The following is an 18,649-nucleotide window of genomic DNA, read 5'->3' on the forward strand; positions in this document are numbered from 1 at the left end:
TATGGCAATATTTAATTTTCAAAAGCCCGATAAAGTTATCATGATCGATTCTACCGATTTCCAAGGTAAATTTGAATTTAGACCTTTGGAACCGGGATATGGACTGACAGTTGGTAACGCACTTAGAAGAGTTTTACTTTCTTCATTAGAAGGTTATGCAATTACTTCAGTTCGAATTGAAGGAGTTGACCATGAGTTCTCTACAATCGCAGGGGTAGTTGAAGATGTTACTGAAATAATCCTGAACTTAAAACAAGTTCGTTTCAAACGTCAGATAGAAGACATTGATAATGAATCGGTTTCTGTATCTTTTACAGGTAAAGATCAGCTTACAGCTGGTGATTTCCAAAAGTTCATTTCAGGATTCCAGGTGTTAAACCCTGACTTTGTTATCTTTAACATGGACAGCAAAATAAACATAAACCTTGAACTTACTATCGAGAAAGGTAGAGGTTATGTGCCTGCAGAAGAGAACAAAAAGCAAAACGCAGCAATAGGAACTATTTTTACAGATTCAATCTTTACTCCGGTAAAGAATGTAAAATACGCAATAGAAAACTTCCGTGTTGAACAAAAAACAGACTACGAAAAACTGGTTTTTGAAATCATCACTGACGGATCTATTCATCCTAAAGAAGCGCTTACTGAGGCAGCAAAAACACTGATTCACCACTTTATGCTGTTCTCTGATGAAAGAATAACACTTGAGGCCGATGAAATTGCACAAACAGAATCATATGATGAAGAATCATTACATATGAGACAATTGCTTAAAACTAAGCTTGTTGATATGGATCTTTCTGTAAGGGCATTAAATTGTTTAAAAGCGGCTGAAGTTGATACATTAGGAGACTTAGTATCGTTCAACAAAAATGACTTAATGAAATTCCGTAATTTTGGTAAGAAATCGTTAACAGAGCTTGACGAACTTGTTGCTTCTAAAAATTTACACTTCGGAATGGACTTGACGAAATACAAATTAGATAAAGAATAATCTGAACCCACTGGGTTTAAATTACAACAGCAATGAGACACGGAAAGAAATTTAATCATTTAAGCAGGCAGCAAGGTCACAGAAGGGCAATGCTATCTAACATGGCCTGCTCGCTAATAGAGCACAAGCGTATTAATACGACTGTTGCCAAAGCTAAAGCGCTTAAACAATATATTGAGCCTCTAGTAACAAAATCAAAAGAAGATACAACTCACAACAGACGTATCGTATTTGCTTACTTACGTAACAAATATGCTGTTACTGAACTTTTCAGGGAAGTAGCTGCTAAAGTAGGCGATCGTCCGGGTGGATATACCCGTATCATTAAGCTTGGTAACCGTCTTGGTGACAACGCTGATATGGCTATGATTGAGCTTGTTGACTTTAATGAACTGTACAACGCTACTAAAAAAGAAGCTAAGAAAACTACACGTAGAAGCCGCACAGCTAAAAAAGCTGACGTTGCTACTGCTCCGGTTGCCGAAGCTCCTGTTAAAGATGCACCAGCTGTTGATACAGAAGAAAACAAAGAAGCTACTGAATAATCATGGTAAACCTGATAATTCAATAATATTAAAAAAGGATAAACTTTATAGTTTGTCCTTTTTTTTTGCCCTACTTAATCGTTTTTGTGTAAACCAAATGTTATGAACGTTTTAGAAAGCCAAATTTTTGAAGTAAATTTGCAGCCGAGACGAAAACAACAAACTATTTAAATGAAATATTCTAATCGAAATCAGGCAATTCTCCTACTAGCTGACGGAACTGTTTTTTATGGTAAATCAATTGGTATTGAAGGGACTACTTTTGGAGAAGTGTGCTTTAACACCGGAATGACCGGTTACCAGGAAATATTTACCGACCCATCTTACTTTGGGCAGATTATGGTGGCATCGAATGCCCATATTGGTAATTACGGTACAAATGAAGAGGAAGTTGAGGCTGAAAACATCATGATTTCAGGCCTAGTGTGTAAAAATTTCAGTTTTAATCATTCAAGGGTTAATTCTACAAAAAGCCTTAAAGATTATTTTGAAGAACAAAATCTTGTGGCAATATCTGATGTAGATACAAGAGCACTTGTTAGCTATATTCGTGACAATGGTGCAATGAATGCCGCTATTTCTACTGATGGTACATCTGTAGAAGAGCTTAAAAAGCAACTTGCAGCAGTTCCAGATATGAAAGGTTTAGAACTTTCGTCTAAAGTTTCTACTAAAGAGCCTTACTTTATCGGTAACCCTGATGCTAAATATAAAATATCTGCTCTTGATCTTGGTATCAAGAAAAACATTCTTAGAAACCTTGCAAAAAGAGATTGCTATATTAAAGTATTCCCTTATGATGCATCGTATGAGGATATGAAGAGCTTTAGCCCTGACGGGTATTTCTTATCTAACGGTCCCGGCGACCCGGATCCGCTTTATTCTGCACAGGAAACTGCAAGGAATATATTAGGTAATAATGAACCGGTATTTGGTATCTGCTTAGGACACCAGGTTCTTGCACTTGCTAATGGTATCTCCACATATAAAATGTTTAACGGTCACAGGGGTATTAATCATCCGGTTAAAAACCTTGTAACAGGCGAGGGAGAAATAACTTCTCAGAACCACGGTTTCGCAGTAGTAAGGGAAGAACTTGAAAAACATCCTGACTTTGAGATCACTCATGAGCATATCAATGACGGTACAGTTGCAGGTATGCGTATGAAGAGCAAAAACTGCTTCTCTGTACAATACCATCCTGAGGCTAGCCCGGGTCCGCACGATGCGACATATCTTTTCGATCAGTTTATTGCAAACATCGAAAAAGCTAAAAACTAATACGATCTGATTGGGCTAATAATTTATTAGCCCAATTTTTTTATTTTAAAGCTAAAACGTTTGCGTTTATAAGTTTTTTAAATTTGGCGTATTTGGCTTTTCAAAATGTTTAAATTTGCTAGGTTTCACAAAAAAGTATATAACAACAAAAAACAATATAATGAGCATTATTATTAAAGTACACGCTAGGCAGATACTGGATTCACGTGGTAATCCTACAGTAGAAGTTGATGTAATTACAGAAAACGGAATTCTTGGAAGGGCAGCAGTGCCATCAGGAGCATCTACAGGAGAGCACGAAGCAGTTGAGTTGCGTGACGGAGGTAAAGCCTACATGGGTAAAGGTGTATCTAAGGCTGTTGAAAATGTAAACACAACTATCGCAGAAGAAATTGTTGGTATGTCTATTTTTGAGCAAAATGCTATAGACAAAGCAATGATTGCTCTTGATGGTACAGATAATAAATCTAACCTTGGTGCTAATGCTATTCTTGGTGTTTCACTGGCTGTTGCTAAAGCTGCTGCTAACGAGCTTGGCCTGCCATTATACCGTTACATAGGCGGTGTTTCTGCTAATACGCTTCCTGTACCAATGATGAACATCATCAACGGTGGATCTCACTCTGATGCGCCTATCGCATTCCAGGAGTTTATGATCATGCCTGTTAAAGCTACCAGCTTTACACACGCAATGCAAATTGGTACAGAGGTTTTCCATAACCTTAAAAAAGTACTTCATGACAGAGGCCTTAGCACTGCAGTAGGAGACGAAGGTGGTTTTGCACCTAACTTTGAGGGTGGTACTGAAGATGCTATCGAAACTATTAAAATAGCTGTAGAGAATGCAGGTTACACTTTTGGTGGTGATGTTAAGCTTGCGCTTGACTGTGCTGCTTCTGAATTTTATGTAAATGGTAAATACGATTACACTAAATTTGAAGGTGAAACAGGTAAAATCAGAACTTCTCAGGAGCAGGCAGACTATCTTGCTGAACTTGCGTCTAAATACCCTATTATCTCTATTGAGGATGGTATGCAGGAGAATGACTGGGATGGTTGGAAATACCTTACTGAAAAAATCGGAGACAGAGTACAGCTTGTAGGTGATGATTTATTTGTTACTAACGTAGAGCGTCTTGCAAAAGGTATCGAAACAAATACTGCTAACTCTATCCTTGTTAAAGTAAACCAGATTGGTACACTTACCGAAACTATTGCTGCTGTAAACATGGCACACAATGCTGGTTACACATCTGTGATGTCTCACCGTTCTGGAGAAACTGAAGATTATACTATTGCTGACCTAGCTGTTGCCCTTAACTGTGGACAGATTAAAACAGGTTCTGCTTCAAGAAGTGACCGTATGGCTAAATACAACCAACTACTTAGAATTGAAGAGGAATTGGCTGATGTTGCTTATTTTCCGGCTGAAAAAGCATTCAAAGTAAAACAATAAGTAATTTATTGCGATATAGTAAAAGGCTGTCCGAAAGGGCGGCCTTTTTTTATCGAATTCTAAATCAGTAGCCTCAAATTCTAAACAGGTGTTTTATAATCCGTTTGAAATGATAAATTTGCGTAATTAACTGCGGCTTATGAAATTTTTTAGAATTCTTTTAATCATCTCTCTTCTAACGTTGTTTGGTCTGCCTGCATTTCCGCAAAATTCTACACTCGACAGTCTTTTGACAGAGCTCAATAAGCCTGCTAATGATACGATAAAGATTAGTCTGCTAAATGGTATTGCCGCGGAGTATGAGAATGATCCGGCTAAAATGCTGCAATATGTAAAAAAGGCCCTTTTACTATCTCAACAAAAAAAGTTAGAACTCCACGAAGCAGATGCCTGGTTTAATATTGGCAACGCTAATATTATGCTTAGCCACTATACACAGGCTTTAAAAAGTTATACAAATGCACAAGCTTTATTTGAGCAGCTTTTAAAAAAAGTTCCGAAATCAAAAATAAATGATATTAAAGACCGGCTGGCAATTACCTATGGAAGTATAGGTGTTGTGTGTTCTGAACAGAATAATTATGCCAAATCGCTGGAATATTATTTTAAAGCGTTGAAACTTCATGAGGAAACGAAGGAAGAAGAGTATATGGCTCATACCTATAACAACATAGGTATTGTGTACAAAGAGCAAAAAGAATATGGTAAAGCGCTGGAATATTACAATAAGGCACTTTGGCTGCAAAAGAAGCTTGGCGACGAAACGTCTGCAATAACAATTACAAATATTGGAGCGATATACCTGCTTAGAAATGAAAACGATAAAGCGTTAGAATCGTTTAATGAAGCTTCTAAGATTCTTAAAACTTTTGATAACCAACGGGCACTTGGTGAACTCTACAATAATTACGGGAATTATTATGTTGCCGCAAACAATTACGGTCAGGCTGAAAAAAGTTACCTGGATGCGCTTAAGGTTTTTGAAGGTATGGGCGAAAAGTATGGTGCTTCGGCTTCGCTTGGGTACTTGGGAGCGGTGTATGCCTCGCACGGAAATGATAAGGAAGCGGTGAAGTATTTGCAGAAATCGTCAGCACTTGCCGAGGAAATAGGAGTGCTGGAGCAGCTTAAAGAATCAGAAAAGAGGCTTAGCGAAATTTATGAAAAAACGGGAAATGATGTCGAAGCTTTAAAACATTATAAGCGGTATAGTGCGGCGAAGGAAAAGATAAATAGTGCTGAGAATATTAAAAGTATGGTTAGGGAGGAGATGAATTACGAATTTGAACGTAAATCGGCTCTTCAGAAAATTGAGAATGAAAAACGCCAGCTGATGTTTGATGAACAGGCAAAAAGGCACAGGCTTCAGATAATTTTTATATCGCTATTTATATTGCTGTTGTTTGGTATCGTCTTTTTAATATATAGCAGGCTTCAGCTGAAAAAGACACTTACCTTACAGCGCGACCTTGCGGAGTATGAGCAGAAAGCACTTCATTTGCAGATGAATCCGCATTTTGTTTTTAATTGTCTGGGATCGATATCCAGTTTTATAGTGCAGAATGGTAAAGAGTCGGCTATTAAATATCTGTCGAAATTCTCAAAACTTATGCGCCTTACGCTCGAGTATTCTAAAGAATCATTGATTCCTGTAGATAAGGAAATAGAAGGACTGCAAAATTACCTTGAGTTGGAGCAACTGCGTTTCAACAGGATATTTGAGTTTTCAATCGCTAAAGATCCTGCTATCGAGGATGACATGGCGTTACCACCGCTATTGCTACAGCCGTTTATAGAAAATGCTATCATTCATGGCCTTGTTCCTAAAAAACAAGCGGGAACTATTAGCATTGATTTTTCATTATCAGGAGATAAGATGGTTTGCACTATTACCGACGATGGTATTGGTATTAACCGCTCCAGAAAATTAAAAGAAAATTCGGTCACCGTACATAAATCTATGGCTTTGGAAATTACCCGAAAGCGTCTTGAGGTGATTCAGGCGGTAACCTCTAAATCAGCCAATGTTGAAATTGCTGAAATAACAGATTCTAACGGTTGCCCTGTTGGAACGAAAATTATATTACATTTGCCTATTCAATACGTATCCAGATAGTTATGATCACAGCTTTACTTATAGACGACGATAGCAATTTAAGAAATGGCATGAAAGGCCTATTGGATATGTATGCCCCTGATATAAAAATTTTGGGAGAGGCAGACAGTGTTAAAAGCGGCATCTCTGCGATAGATAAACATCGGCCCGATGTTGTTTTCCTGGATATTCAACTTGGTGACGGAACCGGGTTTGACATCCTTGAGCAGCTACAGCAAAAGCGGGGTAGTCTATCCTGTCATGTTGTATTTATTACGGCGCATGAAGAATTTGCGCTAAAGGCATTTAGGTTCAGTGCGTTGGATTATTTGCTAAAACCTGTAGATCCAGAGGATTTGCAAAAGGTGATTGAAAAAATAAAGAAAGTACTAGCTACTAATGACAGCTATGCGCACATTGACCTTCTGTTGGAAAACATCAGGAAGAAAGTAGATAAGTTTAAGAGGATAGCGCTTTCCACTTCAGATGGTATACACCTGTTTGAAGTAAGTGATATTATCCGCCTTGAATCGCAGGATAATTACACCAAGTTCTATATTAAAGATAATAAGCCCGTACTTATAGCTAAGACACTTAAAGAATATGAAGACTTGCTTTCTGAACAGGGGTTTGAACGTATTCACCAATCGCATCTTATAAACCTGGCGTATTTAAGGTCATACATTAAGAAAGATGGTGGCTACGCGGTTATGGCAGACAACAGCCATTTGCCAATATCACAGCGAAAAAAGGAACGCTTGCAGGAGTTATTAAAAGCATTGTAATGCAAATTCTAAGTCAATCCTGTCAAATTCTAAATGACAGGGTAAAATGTGGCTGAAAAAATTATATTTGAGGGTTAAAACAAAAGCTAAAAAAAGAATATGAAAAATACGTTACTCTATTTGCTTACACTGTTTTCGTGTGTTGCCTTTGCACAGGAGATAGTTGTGCCTGATGCAAACTTTAAAGCTAAGCTTTTGGGATCTGATGTTTCCAATGGTGTTGCCTATAATAGCACTTCTAATCCAATTGCGATTGATGCGAACGGAGATGGTGTTTTAACTCAAAGTGAAGCTGAGGCTGTTTATTATCTGAATGTCTCGTCTTCCGGCATTTCATCATTGGAAGGAGTAACTTATTTTACAAATCTTAAAGGGCTGTACTGTGGGAATAATACGCTGACTACATTGGACCTTAGTACTAATGTCAATCTTACATATCTTTCTTGTAGCAATAATAACCTTGAGACCCTTTTTATAAAAAATGGGAGCAATGAAAATTTCCCTATAGATAACTGGAATGGTAATCCTAATCTGTCGTACATCTGTGCTGACGAATCTCAGGTAAATGATCTTGTTTCGGGTACATATAATGTTCCAAATACGGTACAGGTAAACTCGTATTGTACATATGCTCCCGGGGGAGTGTATAATAAGATTACAGGTACTGTAAGATATGATGCTACTAATAACGGATGTGATGCTTCTGATGCGGTAATTCCATCTTTACGGATGAAAATTTCAAACGGAGTTTATGAAGATGACGTTTTTACGAATGCCGACGGTACCTATACGTTTTTCGTAGGTGCAGGCAATTATACGGTGACACCTAACTTTGAAGAAAATTATTTTACGGCTTCGCCTGTAGATAGTTATGTTAATTTCGCGGCAGTAACAGGATCAGAAGAAGTAAGAAACTTTTGTGTAGCCGCTTCAGCTGCAAGTACTGATGTTGAAGTAGTAATGGCGCCGCTGTCTTCAGCCAATGTAAATAGCGATGTACAGTATAAAATAGTATATAAAAATAAGGGAAACCAAACAGTATCGGGCACGGCAACCTGTAATTGGGACGGGTCGTTATTTGAGTTTGTAAGCATGTCTCCAATGGCTGATTTTATTTCAACAACTGTTTATTCGTGGAATTATACGAATTTAATGCCCTTTGAATGCAGAGAGATCGTAATGACATTACATCTTAATGGTCCGTCTGATACTCCTGCGGTATATCCTGGATATGAAATTCCGTTTACAATGAATATTACATCAATCGGTGACGTAATACCTTCGGATAATAGCCTTGCTTTCAATCAGAGAGTTATCACTGATTTCGAGACAAATACCATTACCTGTATAGAGGGAGAAACGGTGTCGCCCGACAAGATAGGAGAGTACCTTCATTATGTGGTTAACTTTAAAAATACAGATACTCAGTCTGCAGACTTTGTGGTTGTAGAGACTGATATTGATACGGATAAATTTGATTTAAGTTCGTTAAGGATACTTAATAACTCTACACCTGTAAATACACGCATCACCGGAGGAAGGGTTGCATTTAGATTTGACAACGCTATGGGAATTGCAGACCATGGGAATATACTGTATAAAATAAAGACTAAAAAGAGCCTTATGCAAAATGACAGGGTTTCAAATGTGTCATCTATTTATTATGGTTATAATTTCCCTGTTACTACAAATGATGCAAATACCACATTTGCATTATTGAGCAAAGGCGAATTTACTATTGATGCATCGGTTAAAATGTACCCTAACCCGACAAAAGGTTTTGTGAAAGTTGATGCCGCAGGCACAATTAAATCGGTACAAATTTTTGATATTCAGGGTAGGCTTTTACAGCACAGTTTTGTAAGTGAAAATGCAGTAATACTCGATGTTTCAGATAGGCCTTCGGGGATGTACTTTGTTAAGGTTTTAACAGATAAAGGAATAAAAGTTGAAAAACTGATTAGGGAATAAAAGAATTTACTTGTTATATAAAGGTCAACAGTTCGCTGTTGGCCTTTTTTTATACACAACAAAAAAGGATTAGCGCGCATCCTGTTTTGTTGTGGCAAGTTTAAACTGAACGATAAACTAATCAATTTTTCAACCAATGAAAACATCCTTACTTTATGCACTTTTGCTAATGGGCGGAATTGCAGGCGCACAGAATATCTCGATACCCGATGCTAATTTTAAAAGCAAATTGGTAAATGCAAGCCCCAATATGTATGTAGCTGTTAATGCAGCAGGTCAAAACATGATTGTAGATACAAACCACGATGGTGAAATACAGCAAAGTGAAGCCGATGCCGTTTATGAACTTTACCTTTTTGGTTCTTCTATTTCATCTTTATCAGGTATTTCATCTTTTACAAACCTTACAAAACTAGACTGCAGTAATAACCAGATTCAATCTTTAGATGTTGCTGCGTTATCAAATCTAAAGAGCCTTAATTGCAGGGTTAATGGCATGCAATCATTAAATATGTCCGGTCTGGCACTTTTAGAAGATGTTATTTTTGAATGGAATGCGATTACCTCATTTGCTCCGACTGGATTAACAAGCCTTAGAAATATCCAAGGCAGGAATAACAATCTTACAACGCTTAATCTTTCGCTTTTTCCGGCTCTCGTTTCACTTGTTTGCGATGATAACCAGCTGACAACTTTAAATGCTTCAGCAGCTCCGTTGTTAACTGTGGTATTATGCAACAAAAACCAGATCACTAATTTAAATATAACAGGTTTAGATCTTTTCTATCTTGATTATTCAAATAATCCTCTTCCTGCTGTAGACGTTTCCACATTAACAAATTTGGAGACTCTTATTTGCAGCAATGTGGGAACGCCAAATCTTAACCTTAATGGCTTATCGGCTTTAAAAAATGTTGAATGTTCTAATAATCCTATTTCAGTACTAAATACAGAAGACCTTACGGCGTTAGAAATGTTTTTTTGCGAGTATACTCAAATCCTGCAACTGGATTTAAGCCATTCCCCGAACCTTAAATATTTCCATGCCGGAAACAATCCATTACTTACATCAATAAATATTCACAACGAAGGATTAATATTATATCCGGGAGAATGTAACCTGTCTGATACTCCGAGCCTGCAAATGCTGTGTGTAGACGAAGGCGAGGAAGAGCTAATGTTGGAGTATTATGAGTCAAGGCAGGAAATACCTCCATACATTAGTACAACATGCGAATTTGTTCCAGGACAGATATATAACAAGATTTCAGGTAAAATAAGGATAGATATTGATGATAACGGGTGTACAGATGCCGATAGCAAGCCTTTCTATTACCCGGTTAAAATTTCTGATGGGACTACAGAGAAAATTAAGTTCGCCAGTTCTAATGGAGAGTATTTCGCTCTAGTAGGTGCAGGTACGTATACAGTTACAGCACCTTATGACGGAAATATGTACGAAACTCTTCCGGCAACAGCATCGGTAACTTTTGCGGGGATGGATAATGATACCTTTGTACAGGATTTTTGTGTTACACCAACTGGCGAGGTTAACGATGTAAGCGTAATTTTATCAACAGGGCCTGTAAGGCCGGGGTTTGATTCGTACCATTATATATATTACAGGAATAGTGGTAACACCATTGCTAACGGTACGGTAACTTTTACTTTTAACAATGCTGTATTGGATTATGTAGAGGCCGACCCTTTAGAGGCTACTTCAGCTCCGGGATCATTAACATGGAATTATACTAACCTCATGCCTTTTGAGAGCCGTGTAATAATGGTTGCCCTAAATGCAAATTCCCCTACCGAAACACCGGCACTTAATATTGATGATGAACTTTTCTTTGTTGCAGAGGTTGGTATGGATCAAACCGATGTGAACCTGCAAAATAATTTATATCGCAGCGATGTAAGTGTAGTGGGTGCGTTTGACCCCAACAATATAGTTTGCCTTGAAGGAGACAAAGAACCTGTAGAGAACATTGGCGAATATCTTAACTATGTGGTGAATTTTGAAAATACAGGTAATGCGGCTGCAACATTTGTAGTAGTAACGCAGGAACTAGATGCAGCACAATTTGATGTTTCGTCTTTTGAGGTGCTAAATGCTTCGCATGAAGTTGATGTTACGCGAATTGGTAATAATGTAATGTTCAGGTTTGAGGATATTGATCTTGGAGCGGCAGAACAGGGTAATGTAGTATTCAGGATCAAGACGCTTCAAAGCCTGGAAGAAGGTGATCAGGTAATGAACCAGGCAAATATTGTCTTTGATTACAATTACGCCATTATAACTAATCAGGCATTTACAACTTTTGAAACGATACTGGGTAACGATAAATTTACATTAGATAAATCCGTAAGTATTTATCCTAATCCATCAACAGACCTAGTTAACATATCATCTGAAAATAATGTGCACGGAATTGAGTTATATGATATTCAGGGCAGGCTGATACAGGCTATCCAAATAAACGCACCATCTGCTCAAATAGACCTTACAGACAGGCAAAGTGGCATATATTTTATAAAAATTGCTACTGCCAAAGGGGTAATGGTAGAAAAAGTGATTAAACAGTAAGGGCAACCCCTTTAATTTTACAGAATTATCAAAAGTCAATACTTTAAGGTATTGACTTTTGTTTTTTTAGTAGCATATTTAACGATTTTAATAAGTAATTTTCTTTATAAATAAATTTCATTTTATTAAATTCGCAGGAATATATTTTTCACAACTATAATTCACACTACATATGTCAAATACTGCAATACTAGAAATTGATGGCAAAAGGTATGAGTTCCCGGTTATTGTAGGAACCGAAAACGAAACTGCTATTGATATTGATAAACTGCGTGGTCTTACCGGCGCTATAACAATAGATCCGGGTTATAAGAACTCAGGGTCATGCAAAAGCGAAATTACTTTCCTTGACGGAGAGCAGGGTATACTTCGATACAGAGGATATTCTATCGAGCAACTTGCTGAAAAATCTAACTTCTTAGAAGTTTCTTACCTGCTTATTTTTGGAGAGCTGCCTACAGCTGCCGAGCTTGAGAAATTTGAAACTAACATAAGGAAATATACTCTTGTTAATGAAGAGATGAAAAATATCATTGACGGGTTTCCTAAAAATGCACACCCAATGGGAGTGCTTGCGTCACTAACAAGTGCACTTACGGCATTTAACCCAAAATCGGTTGATGTTAACAACGAAGCTGAAATGTATGAGGCTGTTTGCAAGGCGGTGGGTAAATTCCTTGTTATTGCTACATGGACATACAGAAAAGCTATGGGTTACCCCCTAAACTATTACGATAATACAACGGGGTATGTAGAAAACTTCATGAACCTGATGTTCTCTCTGCCTACAGGTCCTTACACTATCGATCCTGTTATTGTAAACGCTCTTGATAAATTATTCATCCTTCACGCAGACCACGAACAAAATTGTTCTACATCTACAGTAAGAATGGTAGGTTCATCTCACGCTGGGCTTTTTGCTTCAATATCTGCGGGTGTATCTGCTTTATGGGGTCCGCTTCACGGTGGTGCTAACCAGGCTGTACTTGAAATGCTTGAAGAGATTCAGAAAAACGGTGGCGATGCCGATAAATATCTTGCGAAAGCAAAAGATAAAGATGATCCGTTCCGTCTTATGGGCTTTGGACACAGGGTTTATAAAAACTTTGACCCAAGAGCTAAGATCATTAAAAAAGCAGCTGATGAAGTACTTTCAAAACTTGGTGTTGACGACCCGGTACTTGCAATCGCTAAAAAACTTGAAGAAGCTGCATTACAGGATGAGTACTTCAAATCTAGAAACCTTTACCCTAACGTAGATTTCTATTCGGGAATCATTTACAGGGCTATGGGAATACCAACAGAAATGTTCACTGTTCTTTTCGCAATTGGCCGTCTTCCGGGATGGATTGCACAATGGAAAGAAATGCGTGTTAACAAAGAGCCTATCGGGCGTCCTAGACAAGTGTATACAGGTTCTCCGTTAAGAGAGTTTGTTGACGTAAAAAACAGATAATTATTTTATATAGATATCTAAAGCCGCTCCTACAGAGCGGCTTTTTTATTGCTTTGTAATGATTGCATAAATTTCAGACGAAATAATTATCAATATCGCTATAAAAGTTTACAATGATGCGTTCATTTTCTATATTTGCGCAAAACCTGTATATACTATGTTACACCTTAACGTAAAAAACGAAACATCGCGGCTTCGGGCCGTTATATTAGGAACTGCCACAAGTAACGGGCCAACGCCAACAGAGAGCGAGGCTTACGATCCGAAATCGCTGGAGCACATAAAAGCGGGAACATATCCGGTAGAAGCAGACATGGTGAAAGAAATGGATGCGCTGGCAAAAGTTTTCGAAAAGTATGATGTAAAGGTATACAGGCCTGAAATTATACAGGATTATAACCAGATATTCAGCAGGGATATCGGTTTTGTGATTGACGATATATTTGTCAAAGCAAATATTTTACCGGACAGGGAGAGGGAACTGGATGCTATACAATATGTAATAGACCAGATCGATCCTGCAAAGGTAGTTCGCCCGCCCGAAGAAGTACATATTGAAGGTGGCGATGTAATGCCGTGGAATGACCATATTTTTATTGGTACTTACAAAGGCAGCGATTATAAAGACTTTATTACCGCCAGAACCAATATACAGGGGGTAAATTATATAAAAGAACTTTTCCCGAATAAGATCGTAAAAGAGTTTGACCTTGTTAAATCGAGGATAGAACCAAGAGATAACGCACTGCACCTTGACTGTTGCTTTCAGCCGATTGGTAAAGATAAAGGCGTAATTTATAAGAGCGGGTTTAGGGAAGAGGCAGATTATTTGTATCTTGTAGACTTGTTTGGCAAAGACAACCTGTTTCATATAGAAAGGGAAGAGATGTATAACATGACATCTAACTTTTTTTCGATAGATACGAACGTGGTTGTTGTAGAGAAAAACTTCCACAGGCTTAAAAACTGGCTTATAGCACAAGATTTTATTGTTGAAGAGGTACCGTATGCAGAAATAGCAAAACAGGAAGGTTTACTAAGATGTTCAACATTACCCCTTATAAGAGATTAATTTTTTAAATTGATATGAAACAGATTACCGATACTATACTTATGATTCGCCCGGTGGCTTTCAGGATGAACGAGCAAACCGCAGTTAATAATTATTACCAAAAAGTAATAGACAGCCTGCTGCCGGAAAGCGTAAATGCTAAGGCACAACAAGAATTTGATGCTTTTGTTGAAAAGCTAAAAGCTGTAGGTGTTAATGTTGTAGTTGTAGATGATACTACAGATTCCGATACTCCGGATTCTGTTTTCCCGAATAACTGGGTTTCTTTCCATGAAAATGGCGATGTGGCATTATATCCTATGTTTGCAGAGAACCGCCGTAATGAGCGCCGTGAAGAGATTTTAGACTTACTGGAAGATCAGGGGTTTGTTATAGATAATATTGTAGACTATACATCGGCTGAAGAAGATGATATTTTTCTTGAAGGAACAGGGAGTATTGTTTTAGACAGGGCTAACCACAAAGCATATTGTGCTTTATCACCACGTGCAGATGAGGAGCTTCTTATAGAATATTGTGAGGATTTTGAGTATACACCGGTTATATTTGAGGCTTACCAAACGGTAGACGGAGAGCGCAAGCTTATTTATCATACCAATGTAATGATGTGTATTGGCGATACTTTTGCTATTATTTGTGCAGATTGTATTGACGATAAAAAAGAGCGCAAAATGGTGCTTGAAAACCTTAAGGAAGACGGTAAAGAGATTATCCTGCTTACAGAAGCCCAATTGAATAACTTTGCGGGTAATATGCTTCAGGTACAGGGTGCCGATAATAAAAGCTACCTTGTAATGAGCGATTCGGCAAGACAGGTGCTTACTAAAGACCAGATTGCTAAAATTGAAAAACATACAGAAATATTGAGTTCAAGCCTTGATACTATTGAAGCATGTGGTGGCGGAAGCGCACGCTGCATGATGGCTGAAATATTTTTGCTAAAACAATAATATGCTTTCAAAAAAAACAAAATATGGGTTAAAGGCGCTTATCTACATTGCTAAGCAGGGTGGAACAGCGCCGGTACTTATATCTGATATATCTGAAAAAGAACAGATACCTAAAAAGTTTCTTGAGGCGATTTTGTTAGACCTTAAGAAGTTTGGTATTCTCGGTTCTAAAAAAGGCAAAGGTGGGGGATATTATCTTATGAAAGATCCTAAAACCGTTACCGCTGCTACGCTTATCCGTGTGTTAGACGGGCCTATAGCATTATTGCCATGCGTAAGCCTTAACTATTACGAAAAGTGTGATGACTGCCCTCACGAGGAAAAATGTTCGCTTAACAGGTTTATGGCAGAGGTGCGTGATAACACGCTTAACGTTCTTCAACAGAAGTCGTTACATGATTTAACATTATTGTAGCGCTTTTTTTTATCTTTATAGTCTATTATTTCTATAGAGTAATAGTATATTTGAAAAAAATTAATCACGGGTTTTTATTTCGATAAAAACATTCGGTATAGGTTAAAAGAAAAGATGGAGGAGAAAAAATTACAGTATCTAAATGACGCATTAGAGGGTCTACAGCTTGCTGAGGCACTTAGCTTTGTGGTTGGTGCTTTTGAGGGGAGAAAGGTTTTTTCTACCTCTTTTGGTATAGAAGACCAGGTACTTACCCACTTTATTGCACCTCACGCAAACGAAGTTGAGGTTTTTACCTTAGATACAGGCCGTCAGTTTAATGAAACTTACGAAGTGTTTCAGCGAACGTTAACCAAATATCCGGCGATAAAAATTAAAACATTTTATCCTGATGAGCAGAATATTGCAGATTATGTAAATAATCATGGTATCAATGGGTTTTACAATAGTGTAGAAAGCCGCAAAGAATGCTGCCGCGTACGCAAAGTAGTACCCTTGCAAAGAGCCATTACCGGAGCATCGTTATGGATAACCGGGCTAAGGGCAGAACAATCGCAAAATCGTGAAGGAATGCAGTTTTTAGAATGGGACGAGGCTAACCGGCTGGTTAAGTTTAATCCTTTACTGCATTTCACACTTAAAGAAGTAGAACAGTTCACAGATAAATATAATATTCCTGTAAGCAGCCTGTATAAAAAAGGTTATTTAAGTATAGGCTGTGCACCATGTACACGCGCTTTACTGGAAGGTGAAGATTTTAGAGCCGGACGCTGGTGGTGGGAACATGGCAAAAAAGAATGTGGCCTGCATATACATTCTGATAAAAATTATTAATAATGACACAGCAATTACAAACACATTTGCATACGCTGGAAGACGAAAGCATATACATAATCCGTGAGGTTGTGGCACAGTTTCAAAAACCGGTGCTGCTTTTTTCCGGAGGCAAAGACTCTATAACACTGGCAAGACTGGCACAAAAAGCATTTTATCCGGCAAAAATTCCGTTTCCGTTCTTACATATAGATACGGGGCATAACTTCCCTGAAACTATAGCATTTCGTGACCAGTTGGTTGAAGAACTTGGAGTGGAGCTTATTGTGCGTTATGTACAGGATAGTATCGACCAGAAAAAAGTTCAGGAAGAAACCGGCAAGCATGCGAGCCGAAATGCACTGCAAACGGTAACGCTACTTGACGCTATAGAAGAGTTTGGTTTTGACGCCTGCATGGGCGGTGCACGCCGTGATGAAGAAAAATCCAGGGCTAAAGAACGTATCTTTTCGGTGCGTGACGATTTTGGCCAGTGGGATGCTAAAAAACAGCGTCCAGAATTATTTAATATTCTGAATGGTAAAATTCATTTTGGGGAGAACGTAAGGGCATTCCCTATAAGCAACTGGACAGAAGAAGATGTGTGGAATTATATTGCACAGGAAGGCATTGGCCTGCCAACAATATATTTTGCGCATCCACGAAAACTTGTAAAGAGGGATGGCGCTTTCCTGGCACATTCTGACTACCTGAACCTTGTAGACAGCGATGAGATCGTGGAAACTATAGTACGTTTTCGTACCGTAGGCGATATGACCTGTACCGCAGCATTCGTGTCTGAGGCTTCAACGATTCCCGATATTATGTACGAAAACAAATCTTCCAAATCTTCTGAACGTGGTGCCCGTATTGACGATAAGCGATCTGAGGCGGCATTAGAGCAGAGAAAGAAGGGAGGGTATTTTTAATTATGGATTTACTACGAATTAATACTGCCGGTAGTGTAGACGATGGCAAAAGCACGTTAATAGGCAGGTTCCTAAATGATAGCCACGCACTGACAATAGAGCAGGAAGAACTTATTGCAAGAAAAACGAAAGAAAAAGGACTTGAAGATCTTGATTTCTCTGTGATAACCGATGGGCTTATTGCCGAAAGGGAACAGGGTATCACCATTGATGTTGCCCATATTTACTTTTCGACTTCAGAAAGAAAATTTATTATAGCCGATAGTCCCGGGCATGTGGAGTATACGCGTAATATGGTTACAGGTGCTTCAAATTCTGAAGTATCTATAATTCTTATTGATGCACGCAAAGGATTGTTAGAACAAACGTACAGGCATTATTTTATAAGCAGCCTGCTAAGGTTAAAAACGGTTGTTTTCTGTATCAATAAGATGGATCTGGTAAATTATAGCGAGGACACATTCCTGTCTATAGCTTCCGATATTAATGCAATGACAACGCAATTCGGCTATAGGCCGGACATCCATATACTGCCTATAAGTTCGCTGAAAGGGGATAATGTAGTGGAAGTTTCAAAATATACCGAATGGTATAAAGGCGATACGTTGTCGGGCATCCTTCATAAAATTATATCGAGCGGTACAGAAACCGAAGATTTCAGGATAGACATTCAACAGGTACTGCATGTTCAGAATGCTGAATTTGTGGATTACAGGGCATACGCCGGAAGAATAATCAGTGGTGAGTTGTCTTTTGGCGACGAGCTTACTGTATTGCCGTCAGGTCAAAAAAGCGAAGTGGTTGAGATACGTAAGTTTACCAATACGCTTAGCTCTGCCAATACAGGGGAGTCAATACAATTCAGGCTTAAAGATGAGGTGGATATCAGCCGTGGTATGATGTTGGTGAAGCAGCCGGATGAAAAACTGCTTTCTAAAGATATTAGTGCAACCCTGGTGTGGATGGACGAGAAACATGCATTGCCATCGGGTAAATATATTTTGCAGGCTGGAACAAGGACTGTTGCGTGCAAGCTTCAGGCTATAGAGGGAATAGTTCCGCCGGAGAATCCTTCTGATATTAAAGAAGCAGATCGTTTACAACTGAATGATATTGCAAAAGTGCAGTTAAAAACTGCTGCACCTGCCTTTTTAGACGCTTTTAGTGTTAACAGGCTAAACGGTGCTTTTATCCTTATAGATGCCCAGACCAATAATACAGTGGCTGTAGGATTTACAGAATAGGTTAGATTAGAATTGTTATATAGTTTGTTTGTTGTCAGGCTGCACCCATTGGGTGC

Annotated in this window: 15 protein-coding genes; all 15 read left to right on the top strand. The window is 38.4% G+C overall.

The genetic code is table 11. The features are described from left to right. The first annotated feature begins 1 nt into the window (after position 1). The 15 genes from ALW18_13705 (at position 2) to ALW18_13775 (ending at position 18,593) form a co-directional block, all read left to right on the top strand. On the top strand, positions 2–994 hold the full coding sequence (locus ALW18_13705) for a DNA-directed RNA polymerase subunit alpha (protein AOE53486.1): 993 nt from the start codon (positions 2–4) through the stop codon (positions 992–994). A 32-nt stretch (positions 995–1,026) separates the two neighbouring features. Next, positions 1,027–1,539, top strand: coding sequence for a 50S ribosomal protein L17 (locus ALW18_13710; GenBank protein ID AOE53487.1), 513 nt, complete (start codon positions 1,027–1,029; stop codon positions 1,537–1,539). A gap of 171 nt (positions 1,540–1,710) precedes the next feature. Continuing rightward, entirely contained in the window at positions 1,711–2,820 is a 1,110-nt protein-coding gene (locus ALW18_13715) for a carbamoyl phosphate synthase small subunit (GenBank protein ID AOE53488.1), read from the top strand. Positions 2,821–2,980: 160 nt separating this feature from the next. Beyond that, positions 2,981–4,276 (top strand): enolase, encoded by a 1,296-nt coding sequence (gene eno, locus ALW18_13720; GenBank protein AOE54416.1) that lies wholly within the window; start codon positions 2,981–2,983, stop codon positions 4,274–4,276. Between the two features lie 139 nt (positions 4,277–4,415). Beyond that, positions 4,416–6,392: a hypothetical protein gene (locus tag ALW18_13725; protein AOE53489.1), complete on the top strand. Its 1,977-nt coding sequence runs from the start codon at positions 4,416–4,418 to the stop codon at positions 6,390–6,392. Positions 6,393–6,394: 2 nt separating this feature from the next. Then, positions 6,395–7,156 (top strand): transcriptional regulator, encoded by a 762-nt coding sequence (locus ALW18_13730; GenBank protein AOE53490.1) that lies wholly within the window; start codon positions 6,395–6,397, stop codon positions 7,154–7,156. Positions 7,157–7,255: 99 nt separating this feature from the next. Beyond that, a complete protein-coding gene (locus tag ALW18_13735; protein ID AOE53491.1) occupies positions 7,256–9,127 on the top strand; it encodes a hypothetical protein in 1,872 nt (623 codons plus the stop codon). Positions 9,128–9,263: 136 nt separating this feature from the next. Then, entirely contained in the window at positions 9,264–11,714 is a 2,451-nt protein-coding gene (locus tag ALW18_13740; GenBank protein ID AOE53492.1) for a hypothetical protein, read from the top strand. Between the two features lie 172 nt (positions 11,715–11,886). Further along, on the top strand, positions 11,887–13,170 hold the full coding sequence (gltA, locus tag ALW18_13745; GenBank protein AOE53493.1) for a type II citrate synthase: 1,284 nt from the start codon (positions 11,887–11,889) through the stop codon (positions 13,168–13,170). Between the two features lie 157 nt (positions 13,171–13,327). Next, positions 13,328–14,242, top strand: coding sequence for an amidinotransferase (locus ALW18_13750; GenBank protein AOE53494.1), 915 nt, complete (start codon positions 13,328–13,330; stop codon positions 14,240–14,242). 14 nt (positions 14,243–14,256) lie between these two features. Then, entirely contained in the window at positions 14,257–15,192 is a 936-nt protein-coding gene (locus ALW18_13755; protein AOE53495.1) for an amidinotransferase, read from the top strand. Position 15,193: 1 nt separating this feature from the next. Next, complete coding sequence (locus tag ALW18_13760) at positions 15,194–15,607, top strand: Rrf2 family transcriptional regulator (GenBank protein ID AOE53496.1); 414 nt, start codon at positions 15,194–15,196, stop codon at positions 15,605–15,607. Between the two features lie 114 nt (positions 15,608–15,721). Further along, the gene (locus tag ALW18_13765; protein AOE53497.1) at positions 15,722–16,441 is read left to right on the top strand and encodes a phosphoadenosine phosphosulfate reductase; all 720 of its coding nucleotides are present in this window, start codon (positions 15,722–15,724) and stop codon (positions 16,439–16,441) included. A gap of 2 nt (positions 16,442–16,443) precedes the next feature. Then, complete coding sequence (locus ALW18_13770) at positions 16,444–17,349, top strand: sulfate adenylyltransferase (protein ID AOE53498.1); 906 nt, start codon at positions 16,444–16,446, stop codon at positions 17,347–17,349. 2 nt (positions 17,350–17,351) lie between these two features. Further along, a complete protein-coding gene (locus tag ALW18_13775; protein ID AOE53499.1) occupies positions 17,352–18,593 on the top strand; it encodes a hypothetical protein in 1,242 nt (413 codons plus the stop codon). The last annotated feature ends 56 nt before the right edge of the window (positions 18,594–18,649 follow it).

The sequence above is a fragment of the Flavobacterium psychrophilum genome, from assembly GCA_001708385.1.
GTDB classification, from domain to species: Bacteria; Bacteroidota; Bacteroidia; order Flavobacteriales; family Flavobacteriaceae; genus Flavobacterium; species Flavobacterium psychrophilum_A.

Excerpts from the sequence above, each read along its gene's own strand:
- ALW18_13710 (AOE53487.1), top strand. The coding sequence starts at position 1,027 with ATGAGACACGGAAAGAAATTTAATCATTTAAGCAGGCAGCAAGGTCAC.
- ALW18_13765 (AOE53497.1), top strand. The coding sequence starts at position 15,722 with ATGGAGGAGAAAAAATTACAGTATCTAAATGACGCATTAGAGGGTCTA.
- ALW18_13760 (AOE53496.1), top strand. The coding sequence starts at position 15,194 with ATGCTTTCAAAAAAAACAAAATATGGGTTAAAGGCGCTTATCTACATT.
- ALW18_13770 (AOE53498.1), top strand. The coding sequence starts at position 16,444 with ATGACACAGCAATTACAAACACATTTGCATACGCTGGAAGACGAAAGC.
- ALW18_13715 (AOE53488.1), top strand. The coding sequence starts at position 1,711 with ATGAAATATTCTAATCGAAATCAGGCAATTCTCCTACTAGCTGACGGA.
- eno (AOE54416.1), top strand. The coding sequence starts at position 2,981 with ATGAGCATTATTATTAAAGTACACGCTAGGCAGATACTGGATTCACGT.
- ALW18_13705 (AOE53486.1), top strand. The coding sequence starts at position 2 with ATGGCAATATTTAATTTTCAAAAGCCCGATAAAGTTATCATGATCGAT.
- ALW18_13775 (AOE53499.1), top strand. The coding sequence starts at position 17,352 with ATGGATTTACTACGAATTAATACTGCCGGTAGTGTAGACGATGGCAAA.
- ALW18_13755 (AOE53495.1), top strand. The coding sequence starts at position 14,257 with ATGAAACAGATTACCGATACTATACTTATGATTCGCCCGGTGGCTTTC.
- ALW18_13740 (AOE53492.1), top strand. The coding sequence starts at position 9,264 with ATGAAAACATCCTTACTTTATGCACTTTTGCTAATGGGCGGAATTGCA.
- ALW18_13735 (AOE53491.1), top strand. The coding sequence starts at position 7,256 with ATGAAAAATACGTTACTCTATTTGCTTACACTGTTTTCGTGTGTTGCC.
- gltA (AOE53493.1), top strand. The coding sequence starts at position 11,887 with ATGTCAAATACTGCAATACTAGAAATTGATGGCAAAAGGTATGAGTTC.
- ALW18_13730 (AOE53490.1), top strand. The coding sequence starts at position 6,395 with ATGATCACAGCTTTACTTATAGACGACGATAGCAATTTAAGAAATGGC.
- ALW18_13725 (AOE53489.1), top strand. The coding sequence starts at position 4,416 with ATGAAATTTTTTAGAATTCTTTTAATCATCTCTCTTCTAACGTTGTTT.
- ALW18_13750 (AOE53494.1), top strand. The coding sequence starts at position 13,328 with ATGTTACACCTTAACGTAAAAAACGAAACATCGCGGCTTCGGGCCGTT.